Origin of the sequence: Nocardia sp. NPDC059236, from assembly GCF_042754085.1 — a bacterium.
In the GTDB taxonomy this organism is placed as follows: domain Bacteria; phylum Actinomycetota; class Actinomycetes; order Mycobacteriales; family Mycobacteriaceae; genus Nocardia.
Map to the genome: position 1 here is coordinate 382,005 of NZ_JBHZAF010000001.1, position 12,761 is coordinate 394,765.

The window sequence follows — 12,761 nt, forward strand, 5'->3', positions numbered from 1 at the left end:
GGTCAGGGCCGGATGACCGTGACCAGATTGATCAGCGACTGCTGTCGCGGATTGTCGGGCGGAGTGCCGCCGAGGTCGTGAATGTAGTCGGTGAGATTGACGCGCTCACCGGTCCAGCCGCGGGCGGTGAACCATTCGGTGGCGTCGCTGCGCGGCTCGTTGTAGATCATGTCCACCCAGTCCGCGCCGGTCTCGCCCTCCCCGGTCATCTCGGCGACCGACTCCGCGGGCAGCGGATCCATCTGCTCGATGGCGACCCGGCTGCCGTGCGCGCTGAGCCCCACGATGGCGTCGAAGAGCTGGTCCTGCGCAGCCGGTGTCAGATAGATCAGCAGGCCCTCCACCAGCCACGCGGTCGGCGCGGCGGGATCGAATCCGCTGTCGCGCAGGGCCTTCGGCCAGTCTTCGCGCAGATCGACCGCCACCTCGTGCCGTTCGGCGCGGGGCCGGTGCCCGGCGGCGGCGAGCGTGTCCCGTTTGAAGTCGAGCACCTGCGGGCGGTCGAGCTCGTAGATCACGGTGCCGTCCGGCCACGCCAGCCGGTAGGCGCGCGAGTCCAGGCCGGCCGCCAGAATCACCACCTGACGCACCCCCGCATAGGAGGCGGCGGCCATGTAATCGTCGAAATATCGGGTGCGAGAGATCTGATGCTGCTGGAACTGCACCCCGAACTCGGGTGCCAGCAGCGGGTGTTCGGGCAAACGGCCCGCCAGCAGCTCGGCCCATTCCCCGCCCGCGGCCCGCACGAACAGCTCGGCGAACTCATCGTGCGCCGGCGCATCGATCGCGCGGCCACCCAGCACCCGGGCAGCCGCCACGAACAATGCCGTGGATCCAACACTGGTCTTGATATCCCAGGAATCACCTTCGGTGCGCATATCCGCCAACGTACTCACGCGGGCGCACAAGGTCATTCCGCCGCGCGAAGTCAGCCGGAATCCACCACGGATCCATCATCTGGCTGCAATTCACAGCGTCGAATATCCTGTCCGCGATCGATCTGATCATCCTGATCGGCTTGAACCTCGTAGATCCGCCGCGCACCGCGCACCTTTTCGAAGCGGAACCCTTACCGTTCCGGGGCGTCGGCATCAATGCCGGCGGTCCATACCTGTGCCGCGCCGGTCTCCGATCGGGGAGGGACGGTGGCGGGAATATCGGGCTGTGGCACGGTGGTTCCGCACGACGACAGAACGCACGCCCGGGACCCGGATCCGGCAGCTGTGCTCGGCAGGCAGCGGAGGAGGCCCGGTGAACGCCGGATTCGACCTGTTCGGTGAACACGTCCTCTGGACCGACGCCGTCGGCAATCTGTTGTCCCTCGCGGTGGTGTGGCTGGCCATGCGCAAGACCATGTGGACGTGGCCCGTGCAGCTGGCCGGTGCGGTCCTGCTGCTGGCGGCGTCGGTGCACGCCCACGTGCCCGGCAATGCGCTCAAGCAGCTGTTGTTCATCGGGCTCGCGGGCTACGGCTGGCTGGCCTGGCGGCGCGGCACCTCCGAGCACCGGGATCTGATGGTCCGGCCCGCCACCCGCCGCGAACGCCTGACGCTGCTGGCCCTGCTGGCGGTCGGCACGGTCGCGGTGGCCGAGGCGTTCGCCCACCTCGGCTGGCTGCACATCGCCTGGTCCCCGTGGGCCAATGCCTATGTCTTCGTCGGCAGCGCCATCGCGACCTTCGCGCAGAGCCGGGCCCTGACCGACTTCTGGATCATCTGGATGCTCGTCGATCTGGTCGGTGTGCCGCTCGCGATGAAATCCGGCCTGTACGCTTCGGGCGCGGTCTACGGTCTGTTCTTCCTGCTCGTGGTGCTCGGGTTCCTGCGCTGGCGGGGCGAATATCGTTCGCGCCGAGACCTTCCCGCCGCCGCGGCGGCCGTCGCCGCGCCCGCGGGCGGCGAGTGAGTCGGTCCCGATACTGGTAATTCGCTGCTCTGCCCCTATTTCTTCCGGATTCTCGATTTGCCGACAGGAGAGCAGGCTGCTAGGCAGTAGCCACTGATCGAGGTCCATCCAGGCGGGTGGAGTTTTTTACGGGGCGGGATATGGGTGACGTGACTTCCGGCGATTCCGGGTCGGTGTTCGGGCGGGTGGAACCGCCGAGCTTCGGCGGTACGCTGCGGCGACTGCGGGAACAACGCGGCGTCTCGCGTGAGCGGCTGGCCTTCGGCTCGGGTGTCAGCGTCAGCTACATCACGCGCATGGAACGCGGCGACCGCGACCACCCGACCGAGCAGGTGCTGACGGCCATGGTGCGCTATCTGCACAAGGTGGGCCCGGTGACCCCGGTCGAATACCGGCATCTGCTCGAACTGTCCGCCCTGCCGCAGCACCCGGCCGCGGTCCGCGGCCCGATCGCCGTGGACGTGCCGGGCATTCTCGCCGCCCACCTCCCGCACCCCGCGGCCTATCTTGACCGGTATCTGAATCTGCTGGCCGCCAATACCGCTCATCTGCGCACCTTCCCGGGCGTCGGCGAGGACGGCAACTATCTGCGGTGGATGCTCACCAATCCGGCCGCGCGGGCGGTGCTTCCGGCCTGGGAGTCCGATCTGCGGCGTGCGATCGCCACGCTGCGCGGCGTGATGGCCATCGTCGGCGGGGCCGACGACGATGCCCGGCTGCTGACCGAGTTCGGCCGCTTCGAAATCTTCCGGCGCATGTGGACCGAGGAGCACTACAGCCTCACCGGGTCGCCGACGGTCATGCGCCTGCGCGATGCCGAGTCCGGTGAACCGTATGCGCTGCTGTGGCAGATCCTGCGGGATCAGTCCACCCAGATGTACCCCGATCAGCCCCTGTTCATCGTCGGACTGCCCACGGCGAGTCGACCTGGAGACCCTCCGGTCGGCTCGTAGGATCGCCCGCGGAAGGTTCTTTCCACCCGGAGGGAGGCCGAACGCGGTGCCTGTCTACAGTCTCGACCGGCCGATCGTGGTCGGTGTCGACGCCTCCGAGTCCGCCCTGCACGCCGTGCGCTGGGCCGCCGTGGACGCGGCCCTGCGCGGCGCGGCCCTGCACCTGGTGTTCGCGGTGCCCGCGGGCGGCGAATCGCCCCTGGACGAGAGCCCGGTCCGGCTGCTGCACGATCGGCTGCGCGACACCGCCCAGGCCGCTCTCGACGCCGCCGCCGAGATCGCGCGGAAAGCCGCCGGGGACCGCGAGATTCGCGATATCCGCACCTTCCTCGTCGATGTCCCGGCCGTCATGGTGCTGGCGGAGCTCGCCGGCACCGCGTACTACGTGGTGGTCGGCGTGCGCGGGATGAGCGCCTATCACCGCAGCCTGCTCGGGTCGGTCAGCACCGGTGTGGCGCGGCATGCGCAGGGGCCGGTGGTGGTGGTTCCCGGTGAGACGGACGGGCTGTCGGACCGGGCCGTGGTGGCCGGCGTGGACGGGTCGCCGCACAGCGCCCGCGCACTCGAGATCGCCTTCGACGAGGCCTCCCGGCGCGGCGTGCCGCTGATCGCGGTCCAGGCGTGGGAGGTGTCCGGGGACAGCGACACCCGCTCGTACGACGACGCGGTCCAGCTGCTCACGCGCATGCTCGATCGCAATACCCGGGACTACCCGGGCGTCGAGGTGAAATCCGTTGTGAAGGAAGGGCGTCCCGCCCGCGTCCTGCTCGATGCCGCCGCCGGTGCGCAACTGCTGGTGGTCGGAAGTCACGGCACCCGTGGCTATCCTGGTATGGCGCTCGGCTCGACCGGTCACGCGCTGCTGCACGGCAGCGAGTGCCCCATCGCCCTGGTCCGCCTGCGCAACTGAGCCGGGCGGCACTGCCGATTTCGCGCAGCGCATCCTCGGTTACGGGAGTTTCGCACCGGCACACCGGATTCGGCCGCGACTTGCCCGCGTGCTGTCCGACTGATGGCCGAACGCCTACGCGTCAATGCCCGGCAAGCTCGCCGGGTTGTGCACACGCGGCCCGCTGACATCGCGGTACGGCCAAGAAGAACAGCGCGTGTGTAACTGTTTCGCCAGAAATCAAGAACCCCAGCAATTTCTGGGTACATCATGCGCAAGCCGGGCCCGACCCGGAGGTTACACAAATAAAGAAAGTTACGACCATGCGTAGAGCAACGGCGCTCTTCGCCGCATTACTGTTGGCCATCCTCTTTTCCATCACACACCTGGCGGCCCCGAAGGCCAATGCCGATGTCTGCACCGGTGATTGGGCGATCGGCATCGGCGGACTCGGCGACAACACCTCGTCCATCTTCATCCCGTACGTCGATCAGCCAGTCGGATACAACTCCGCCGACCCGATGTCGGGGTTGAACGAACTGGACCGACTGTTCTGGCAGCACCGCAACGAATGCCCGGGCGACCACATCCGGTTGATCGGGCACAGTGAGGGCGCCGGCATCGTGCACGCCTGGGTCACCGCACACCAGGACGTCGACAATGCCAATGCCATTCTGCTGTCGGATCCCAAGCGGGCCCCCGGCCCGGGTTGGGGCGGATTGTCCTCGACTCCCGGCAACGGGATCATCGGCTATCCGCTGGCCGGCGTCGACGACTGGTTCGGCGACTTCCCGGTTCTGACGGTGTGCAACCACGACGACCAGATCTGCGACACTTCGGCCGGCTGGTGGGGTTACCTCTTCGGGGGAGCACATGGTCGTTACGATTTCAATGTCTGGGACTACGGCGACTGGGATTCCGGCGTCTGGTACCGGTAATCACGTGATTCGAAGGGGATCAGTAGCCGAAAGGCACTGGTCCCCTTTGGCTGAACCCGTGCCCCATCGACGTGCACACGGCCGAGCCATTGAAGGTGATCTGACAGGTCGCGCCGGCACGGGTAATCGAGAACTGCGGATCGTGTCCGCTCACCTGCGCGATGGGGGCCAGACCCGGATTTCCGCCCGCGAGGGTGTGGCTGCCGTTGGAATTCCACTCGGGATGCGCGGGCAGCGTGGTCGAATCGATGGCAATGGCAGGCACATTCGAGAACGGCACCTGCGCCCCGGCATACAGCACATTCATGGTGGCGGCCGGAACCGTCAGATCACACCCCACCGCGCCGGCCGCGCCGATCGAACAGTTCCACTCGCCCATGCTGAAATACACGGTGTCGCCGACCTGGGCGGGACCGCCCGCGTCGTCGGCGTACGCGCCGCCCGCCCCGAACAAACCGGCAACAATCCCGAGAATTCCCCCGCAAACCCATGCGGCGGTCGCTTTCACAGCTCTGGACACGGCATCTCCCTGATGCGCATTAAGTGTTATCGACCGAACCGGCCATAGAGAAAACGTATCACTTTACGGCGCAAAGGCAGAAGTTCTGTCGAGGGGGCTGACACAATTTTCGGCCACCGCGCCGGTCAATTCGCCTCAGCGACCGGCAAATCCTTCCGTGTTTCAGACCTTCAGCCCGTTGCGGGTGACGTAGACGATGTGGAAGGTGATCAGCCCGGCGAGGACAACGAGCCATTGCAGCGTGGTGGCCAGGGGAACGGCGTCGAGGGGCAGTGCGTAGGCGAAGACCACCCGGATGACGGCGTCGAGGGTGAACACCGTGCCCCACAACGCGGTCAGCACGCGCAATTGATGGCGGAAGCGGGAGTCGTTGTCCCAGCGGGTATCCCATTCGCGATACCCCGCCTCGCCGATCTTCACCGTGACGATGGTGCGGGCGAAGCTGCGCATCATGGGCTGCTGGGTGAACAGCGTGCCCAGCGTCCACAGGCCCAGCGCCCCGAACAGCCAGCTGTCCCGGACCAGCAGGGTGCGCGGATCGCCGGTGACCAGGGATACCACCGTGCCCGCCACGATCATGGTGAGGGTGAACAGGGCGATCGCGTCGACGCGGCGGTGGCGGACGGCGTCGTAGGCGAGGAAGGGAAGGGTGAGCAGGGCGGGCGCCACCAGTGCCAGCCACGGATTGACGCCCGCGCCGCGCAGTGCGTAGTAGGCGCCGATAGGGAGGACGAGTTCCAGGATCACCTGGCGCGCAGTGTGTTTGCGCAGGGCCGCACGCTTCTGGTCGGGGGTGCGGTCGGGGCCGGGTGTCTGCGGGGTGGTCGCGGTCAGCGCCATGATCAGGCGTCCTTCCGGGTGGCGCGGTCGAAGATGTCGGCGAGTTCCTGGGCGCAGGCCGCGGTGTCGAAGGCCGGGTCGGCGGCGGCGCGCGCGATGGCGGCGTCCACCGAGCCGCGGATGGCCATCAGCATGACGACCGGATCGAACGCGCGGAATGCCCCGTCGCGCTGGCCTTCTCGCAGTCGCTCGACCTGTGCCGCGGACATGCTGTCGAGCTGCTCGACGAGGCCGAACAGGTGCGGATCGTCGGTCCCGGCATTGGCCGCGATATTCGACAGTGCCCGCATGTGTTTCGGATATTCGTCGATCAGGGCCAGGTTCGCGGCGAAGAAGCCGCGCAATCGGCCCCGGTGGCCGTCCTCCGTATCGAGTTTGGCGACAACGTATTCGGCGGAGGTCCGCATGATGCGGGCGACCACCTCGCGGATGAGATCGCCCTTGCCCTGGAAGTGATACGAGATCATGCCGGTGCTGCTGAGCCCGGCCTGCTTGGCGATCTTGGCGAACGAGGCGTTCGGATAACCCTGATCGGCAATGACCTCGATGGCCGCGTCCACGATCTGTGCGCGCCGGGCGACCTCGGTGAACGTCCGCCCCAATGCTTGCTTGCTTGGGCTGGATTTTGCTTGCATGAGCAAAACCCTACGGCGGTTTGCTCGGCCGAGCAAGAGAATCGTCCGTTCCGCGACACTCATCGACCCGGACGTAAGCCGAAAGTGGTACCTCGCCGTGTGCTGTCGGCTGATGGCCGCGCCGCCCCGCTCCGGAATCGTCGGAGCAGACACGGTGACGCAGCGGGCGTCGCCCTTCCGATACGAGGTGAACGGATGATTCAGGCGCGTGGGCTCGGCAGGCGCTACGGGGACGTACCGGCGGTGGACAACCTGTCCTTCGATGTCCGGCCCGGCGTGGTGACCGGCTTCCTCGGTCCGAACGGGGCCGGGAAGTCGACCACCATGCGGCTCATGCTGGGCCTCGATCATGGCAGCGGCCGCACCCTTTTCGACGGGCAGCCCTACGCCGAGCTGACCGATCCGCTGCGCTCGGTCGGCGTCATGCTCGATGCCCGCGCCGTGCATCCCAAGCGCACGGCCATCGGGCATCTGCGCATGATCGCCGCCGGGGCGGGCATCGGCGAGGGCCGGGTCGAGGAGGTGCTGGGCCTGGTCGGCCTGTGCAATGTGGCCGGGAAGCGGGCGGGCGGGTTCAGCCTCGGGATGCACCAGCGGCTGGGTCTGGCGGCCGCGCTGCTGGGTGATCCGGCCACCCTGATCCTGGACGAGCCCGCCAACGGGCTGGACCCCGAGGGCGTGCGCTGGCTGCGCGATCTGCTGAAAGAGCTTGCGCACCAGGGGCGCACCATCTTCGTCTCCTCGCATTTGCTGAACGAGATGGCGCACCTGGCGGATTCGCTGGTCGTCATCGGCGCCGGGCGGCTGCTGGCCGCGGAATCGGTGCGCGAGTTCGTCGCCCGCAACTCCGCGCCCCGCATCACGGCGCGCACCGATCGGCCCGCGGAACTCGCGAAGGCGTTGAACCGCCACGGGTTCCGTGCCCGGGTGGAGGCGGACGGCACGGTGGCCGTCGAAGGTCACGACCGGCAGGGTGTCGCCGCCCTGGCCTTGCGCGCCGGGCTGCTGATCACCGAGCTGACCCAGGCGCGTACCAGCCTGGAGGACGCCTACTTCCAGGCCACCGCAGAGTCCGCCCAGTACCGCGGCCACGTTGTCGCCTGACATCGAACAGGAATTCCGCTCATGTCCAATGCCATTCGCTACGAACTGACCCGGCTCGCCACCCTGCGCTCCACCTGGGCGCTGCTCGCGCTCGGCCTGGCCCTGCAGGCCTTCATCGCCTATCTGTCCGCGGCCCGCGACTACGCCACGCCGAGCGAGCAATTCGCCGCGTCGGTCTCGGGGCTGCCGTTGCTGCTGGCCACCCTGTTCGCCACCGCGGTGGCGGTCAATGCCTTCGGGCACGAATACCGTTACGGCACCATCACCACCACCGTGCTCACGGTGCGCCGGCCGGGCCGGGTCCTGGCGGCGAAGGCGCTCACGGTGGGCGTGCTCGCCGCCCTCTACGGCCTCGCGCTGGTGGGCGTGACCGTGCTCGTGCAGCTGCTGACCTCGACGCTACCGGCCGAAACCTCGCATCTGGCAAGGGCTTTCACCGCAGTGCCGGTGTACGTGACGCTCGCCGCCCTGGCCGGTATGGGCATCGCCGCCATCACCCGCAATGCGACCGTCGCCATGGTGGTGGCCATCGGCTTCCCGACCGTGGTGGAGACCGGCGCGGTGCTGGCCGGCGTCAGCCCGAAGGTGATGCCCTTCCTGTCCGCCGGGCAGTTGGTGCAGCCCGGCACCGGGAATCCCGCCCTGCTGGTATTGCCGCTGACGCTGGTGGCGGCCGGGTTGCTGGCACTCGGACGCGTGCTGCTCGCGCGCCGTGACGTGTGAGAATGCCGAGCCCGACTAGGGTTGCCGGAATGAGCACGACGCGACGGATCGGCACGGTGATCCTCGATGTCGTGCTCGCCGCGCTGTTCGGCGCGGCCGGTTTCGAGGAGGTGCACACCTCCGCGATCGGCCTGCTGCCCGCCGCCGCGGGCCCGCCGGTGGCCGTCGTGGCCGGTATCGCTCTGCTGGCGCGGCGCTTCCGGCCGCTGCCGGTGCTCGGGGTGGCGCTGTTCGGGCAGCTGCTGGTCGGCGCGTTCGCGCCCATGCTGCTGGCGATCTACACGGTCGCCCGGGGCTACGGCAACCGCCGCCCGACCTGGCTGGCGGCGCTCGCATCGGTGATCGTGGCGGTGGTGCCCTGGGGCGCGGGCAGCTGGTGGGCGCTGTTCGTCCACCGTGGCGTCCTCCTCACGGTCGGGCTCGCGCTGCCGCTGCTGCTGGGACTGTGGACCAACCAGCGTGCCGAAACCCTTGCGGCCCTGCGGGAACGCGCCGAGCAGGCCGAACGCGAACGCGACCTGCGCGCTGCGGCGGCCGTGGAGGCCGAGCGCCTGCGCATCGCGGGGGAGCTGCACGATATTGTGGCGCACCGGATTTCGCAGATCACCGTGCTGGCCGGGGCGCTCGAGGTGTCCGCCGACGGCAAGCCCGCCGAGATCGCCGGCACCATCCGCGCCACCGGATCGCGCGCCCTGACCGAGATGCGGGAGCTGCTCGGCGTGCTGCGCGCCCGCGACAGTGGGGAGGCAGCGCCGCTGCGGCCCGTGCCCGACCTCGGCGCCATTGCCGAGCTCGTCGCCGAGGCGGTCGCCGCCGGGCAACAGGTGGACCTGTCACTGCCGCCGGACCTGCCGCCGGTGCCGGGACCGGTCGGCCGGGCCGCGCATCGACTGGTCCGGGAGGCGCTGACCAATGCCGCCAAGCATGCGGCCGGGGCCGAGGTACGGGTGGCGCTCACCATCACCGACGATCGTCTCGACGTCGATGTCCGCAACGGCCCCGGTGAGCGAACCGCCCTGGCTGCCCAGGGTTCCGGCTTCGGTCTGCTCGGCATGCGCGAACGGGTCGAACTCGCCGGTGGGACCGTGCATTCCGGTCCGCTGGCCGGCGGCTACCGGGTGCACGCGACGTTCCCGCTGACGGCCGACGAATGACGATGTGGTGAAGGAGGTTTCGTGATCCGGGTGGTGCTGCTCGACGACGAGGAACTGGTGCGCTCCGGCATCGCCATGATCCTGGAGGCCGGCGGCGATATCGAGGTGGTCGCCCAGGACGGCGACGGCCGCGCCATCGTGGACCTGGTGCACCGGCACCGCCCGGATGTGGTGGTCACCGATATCCGCATGCCGCACGTGGACGGCCTCGAGGTGACCCGCCGGGTCCGCGGCCTCCCCACACCGCCGGCGGTGGTCGTCCTCACCACCTTCGGACTGGACGAATACGTCTACGCCGCACTGGAATCCGGCGCGGCCGGCTTCCTGCTCAAGGACACTCCGCCCCGCGAACTCGCCCGCGCCGTCGAGGTGGTCGCCGCCGGTGACGCCATCCTCGCCCCCGCCATCACCAAACGGATGCTCACCGCCTTCACGCAGGGTCCCGGCGCACAGCAACCGGACGCGCTCGCCCAGCTTTCCCAGCTCACCGATCGCGAACGCGAGGTCGCCCGGGCCGTCGCCACGGGTGCGGGCAATGCCGAGATCGCCCGCACCCTCCACATGAGCGAGTCCACGGTCAAGGTGCACATCAGCCGCGTCATCGCCAAGCTGGGTCTCGAAAACCGCACGCAGATAGCGATTCTCGTGCTGCGCGCCGGATTGGCCTGAAGGCCGGTCAGTCCGGGTCCCGCCAGTCGACGGTGAGGGAGCCGCCGCCGAAGCGGGTGAGGTCGCGGGTGAGGATGTCGCGGATGCGGTGCAGGGCCGTGGCGTCGGTCGCGTCGATGCGCACCACGAGGGCCTCGGGTTCGGCGATGAGGGTGCAGTGGCCCCAGGGGTCGAAATGGGCTGTGGTGCGGGTATCGGTGCTTTCGACGCGCAGGTGGATCTCGCCGGCGGCCCGGGGATTGCCGGCGTGGACGCGGTGGCCGCGCGGGGAGGCCATGGCCTCGGCGTGGGTGCGGAACTGACGTAGGTAGCGGGCCGATCGGTCGGTGGGGACACGGGATTCGAGTGCGGGCATGGGAATCACTGCCGGGTGAGGGCGGCGAGCCAGGCTGCCACCGGGGTCGGGCTGGGAAGGATGTCGAGGGTGGCAGGTTCGAGGGAATCGAGTCGCCAGCCATCGGTGAAGGCGGACTCGATATCGGTGCGGCTCAGGCGATGCGGACCCCAGGTGCCGGGCTGGCGATCGCTGAAACCGAGCAGGAAGTAGCGTCCGCCCGGCGCAAGGATCGTGGCCAGGCCGTCGACCAGGGCGATGCGGTCCGCACCGTCGAACAGGTGGAACAGGCCGCAGTCCAGCACGGTGTCGAAGGTCTCGCCGAGGGTGGCCAGGTCCAGGGCGCTGTGGCGCACGAACCGGGCCTGCACGCCGCGTTCCGCCGCCTTGTACCGGGCCAGTTCGAGCGCCTGCGCGGATTGGTCGATCCCGGTGGCGTCGAGGCCCAGGCCGGCGGCGAGCAACGCGTGTTCGCCGGTGCCGCAACCGAGGTCGAGGACCCGGCCGCGCAGGGCACCGGACTCGGCGAGGGCGGTGAAGGCGGGCTGGGGGCGGTCGATGTCCCACGGCGGTTTCGTCGCGTACAGGGTGTCGGGTGCGTTGGGGTCGTGGTATTCGGGGTGGGGGTCGTCGATGGGTGGGAACACGGAATTCTCCTGTCGGGAGGGCCGGCCGTGACCTGATGCCTCGAATTTATCGAGACACTGTGTCTATGGTCAAGCGTCGGTGTCTACAGGGGTGTCAGTCTGTATGGTTGAGCCGTGCCGAAGCTGTGGAACGAGACGATCGACGCCCATCGCCGCGAGGTGCGGGACGCGATCCTCGATGCCACTGCGGCCCTGGCCTTCGAACAGGGGCTGCGCGGGGTGACCATGTCGCAGATCGCCACTCGCGCCGGTATCGGACGGGCCACCCTCTACAAGTACTTCCCGGATGTCGAGACCATTCTGCGCACCTGGCACGCCCGCCGGATCGAGGCCCACCTCGGGGAGCTGGTCAAGGTCCGCGACGGTGAGGGCAGCGCGAGCGGCCGCCTCGACGCCGTCCTCACCGCCTACGCGCACATCACCCGCCAAACCGGCAGCCACGACCGGGAATTGGTGAGATTCCTGCATCCCGACGAGCACATCGTCGCCGCCCTGAACCAGCTGCGCGACCTGCTCCGGCAGCTGATCGAGGAAGGGGCAGCCACCGGCGAACTGCGTGCCGACGTCCCGCCCGACGAACTGGCCGCCTACTGCCTGCACGCCCTGTCGGCCGCGGCCGACGCGACGTCGGAGGCCGCGGTGGGACGGCTGGTATCGGTCACTGCGGCGGGACTTCGCGCGGTCTGATTCACCACCCTGCTCCCTGCGGCACGGATCGGCGCGCTTCGGGCGGGAGCCGGGATCTCAAGTTCGGTCGCGCGTAATCGTCGACCGCACAAGCGGTTCCAGCTGGGTGGCAATGCGATCCAAGGGCTCCGCGCTCTGCTGTGCGCGGCACATGGCCACGCTGCCCTCGACGGCGGCGACGATCAGGGTGGCCGTACGCTCGGCCTCGGCGCGTTCGGCCCCGTGGGCGCACATCGAGTCGGTCAGCAGTTCGGTCCAGCGGCTGAAGGCCGCGGCGGCCGCCTCGCGTGGTGCGCCCTCGGCCTCGGGCAGGTCCTCGACGGCGACCGCCAGTACCGGGCACCCGGCCCGGAAGTCGGTGTCCACCACGACCTTCCGCCACATCCGCAGGAAGGCGCGCATCCCCTCGATCGGCCCCCGATCCAGTTCGCGGGCGAGCAGTGTCGCCGCGAGATCCCCGGCGAAGGTGACCGCCTCGGTCGCGAGCTGGGTCTTGCCGCCGGGGAAGTAGTGGTACGTCGAACCCAGTGGCGCGCGAGCGTATTTGGCGAGCTCGCGCACACTGGTCGCGTTCAGGCCGCGCCGCCGGATCATGTCGGCCGCCCCGGCCACGAGTTTGCCGCGCGAATCCACGGCCTCGCCCGGCGTCCCCGCCATCGCTCCTCCTTGTCTATAACAACCGTCATAGAGTACCGTCCCTCGATTATAACAACTGTTATAGACGGTTGGCCGAAAGCGAAGGAGCACGTAGATGCGGTCAGAG

General features: G+C 68.8%; 16 protein-coding genes. 9 read left to right on the forward strand and 7 right to left on the reverse strand.

Going from position 1 to position 12,761, the window contains the following annotated elements; genetic code table 11:
• Nucleotides 1-2: 2 nt before the first annotated feature.
• Nucleotides 3-878, reverse strand: a complete 876-nt coding sequence (locus tag ACFXIV_RS01930) for an SAM-dependent methyltransferase (protein WP_379395327.1) — start codon at nucleotides 876-878, stop codon at nucleotides 3-5.
• A gap of 373 nt (nucleotides 879-1,251) precedes the next feature.
• Between ACFXIV_RS01930 and pnuC the strand changes: the two genes are divergently transcribed.
• From pnuC to ACFXIV_RS01950, 4 genes are all read left to right on the forward strand, one after another.
• Entirely contained in the window at nucleotides 1,252-1,905 is a 654-nt protein-coding gene (gene pnuC, locus ACFXIV_RS01935; RefSeq protein WP_379395325.1) for a nicotinamide riboside transporter PnuC, read from the forward strand.
• Between the two features lie 140 nt (nucleotides 1,906-2,045).
• Complete coding sequence (locus ACFXIV_RS01940; protein ID WP_379395323.1) at nucleotides 2,046-2,858, forward strand: helix-turn-helix transcriptional regulator; 813 nt, start codon at nucleotides 2,046-2,048, stop codon at nucleotides 2,856-2,858.
• A gap of 46 nt (nucleotides 2,859-2,904) precedes the next feature.
• The gene (locus ACFXIV_RS01945) at nucleotides 2,905-3,768 is read left to right on the forward strand and encodes a universal stress protein (RefSeq protein WP_379395321.1); all 864 of its coding nucleotides are present in this window, start codon (nucleotides 2,905-2,907) and stop codon (nucleotides 3,766-3,768) included.
• Between the two features lie 302 nt (nucleotides 3,769-4,070).
• A complete protein-coding gene (locus ACFXIV_RS01950; protein WP_364624593.1) occupies nucleotides 4,071-4,685 on the forward strand; it encodes a cutinase family protein in 615 nt (204 codons plus the stop codon).
• 19 nt (nucleotides 4,686-4,704) lie between these two features.
• Here ACFXIV_RS01950 and ACFXIV_RS01955 read toward each other — a convergent pair whose 3' ends face one another.
• From ACFXIV_RS01955 to ACFXIV_RS01965, 3 genes are all read right to left on the reverse strand, one after another.
• Nucleotides 4,705-5,205: a hypothetical protein gene (locus ACFXIV_RS01955; protein ID WP_379395319.1), complete on the reverse strand. Its 501-nt coding sequence runs from the start codon at nucleotides 5,203-5,205 to the stop codon at nucleotides 4,705-4,707.
• 162 nt (nucleotides 5,206-5,367) lie between these two features.
• Entirely contained in the window at nucleotides 5,368-6,045 is a 678-nt protein-coding gene (locus ACFXIV_RS01960) for a VC0807 family protein (RefSeq protein ID WP_379395317.1), read from the reverse strand.
• A 2-nt stretch (nucleotides 6,046-6,047) separates the two neighbouring features.
• On the reverse strand, nucleotides 6,048-6,680 hold the full coding sequence (locus ACFXIV_RS01965) for a TetR/AcrR family transcriptional regulator (RefSeq protein ID WP_379395315.1): 633 nt from the start codon (nucleotides 6,678-6,680) through the stop codon (nucleotides 6,048-6,050).
• A gap of 195 nt (nucleotides 6,681-6,875) precedes the next feature.
• Between ACFXIV_RS01965 and ACFXIV_RS01970 the strand changes: the two genes are divergently transcribed.
• The 4 genes from ACFXIV_RS01970 to ACFXIV_RS01985 are packed head-to-tail and all read left to right on the forward strand — an operon-like array spanning nucleotide 6,876 to nucleotide 10,330.
• A complete protein-coding gene (locus tag ACFXIV_RS01970; protein WP_379395313.1) occupies nucleotides 6,876-7,784 on the forward strand; it encodes an ATP-binding cassette domain-containing protein in 909 nt (302 codons plus the stop codon).
• A 21-nt stretch (nucleotides 7,785-7,805) separates the two neighbouring features.
• Nucleotides 7,806-8,507, forward strand: coding sequence for an ABC transporter permease (locus ACFXIV_RS01975; protein ID WP_379395311.1), 702 nt, complete (start codon nucleotides 7,806-7,808; stop codon nucleotides 8,505-8,507).
• A 29-nt stretch (nucleotides 8,508-8,536) separates the two neighbouring features.
• Nucleotides 8,537-9,661: a sensor histidine kinase gene (locus tag ACFXIV_RS01980; protein ID WP_379395309.1), complete on the forward strand. Its 1,125-nt coding sequence runs from the start codon at nucleotides 8,537-8,539 to the stop codon at nucleotides 9,659-9,661.
• 21 nt (nucleotides 9,662-9,682) lie between these two features.
• Nucleotides 9,683-10,330, forward strand: a complete 648-nt coding sequence (locus tag ACFXIV_RS01985) for a response regulator (protein ID WP_379395307.1) — start codon at nucleotides 9,683-9,685, stop codon at nucleotides 10,328-10,330.
• Between the two features lie 7 nt (nucleotides 10,331-10,337).
• Here the strand turns inward: ACFXIV_RS01985 and ACFXIV_RS01990 are convergent, their stop codons facing one another.
• The gene (locus ACFXIV_RS01990; RefSeq protein ID WP_379395305.1) at nucleotides 10,338-10,685 is read right to left on the reverse strand and encodes a DUF2218 domain-containing protein; all 348 of its coding nucleotides are present in this window, start codon (nucleotides 10,683-10,685) and stop codon (nucleotides 10,338-10,340) included.
• 5 nt (nucleotides 10,686-10,690) lie between these two features.
• Complete coding sequence (locus ACFXIV_RS01995) at nucleotides 10,691-11,311, reverse strand: class I SAM-dependent methyltransferase (protein ID WP_379395303.1); 621 nt, start codon at nucleotides 11,309-11,311, stop codon at nucleotides 10,691-10,693.
• A gap of 114 nt (nucleotides 11,312-11,425) precedes the next feature.
• Here ACFXIV_RS01995 and ACFXIV_RS02000 point away from each other — a divergent pair, with 114 nt between their 5' ends.
• Nucleotides 11,426-11,998: a TetR/AcrR family transcriptional regulator gene (locus tag ACFXIV_RS02000; protein WP_379395301.1), complete on the forward strand. Its 573-nt coding sequence runs from the start codon at nucleotides 11,426-11,428 to the stop codon at nucleotides 11,996-11,998.
• Nucleotides 11,999-12,055: 57 nt separating this feature from the next.
• On the opposite strand, the gene ACFXIV_RS02005 is transcribed toward ACFXIV_RS02000, so the two are convergent.
• A complete protein-coding gene (locus ACFXIV_RS02005; protein ID WP_379395299.1) occupies nucleotides 12,056-12,655 on the reverse strand; it encodes a TetR/AcrR family transcriptional regulator in 600 nt (199 codons plus the stop codon).
• Nucleotides 12,656-12,761 lie beyond the last annotated feature (106 nt).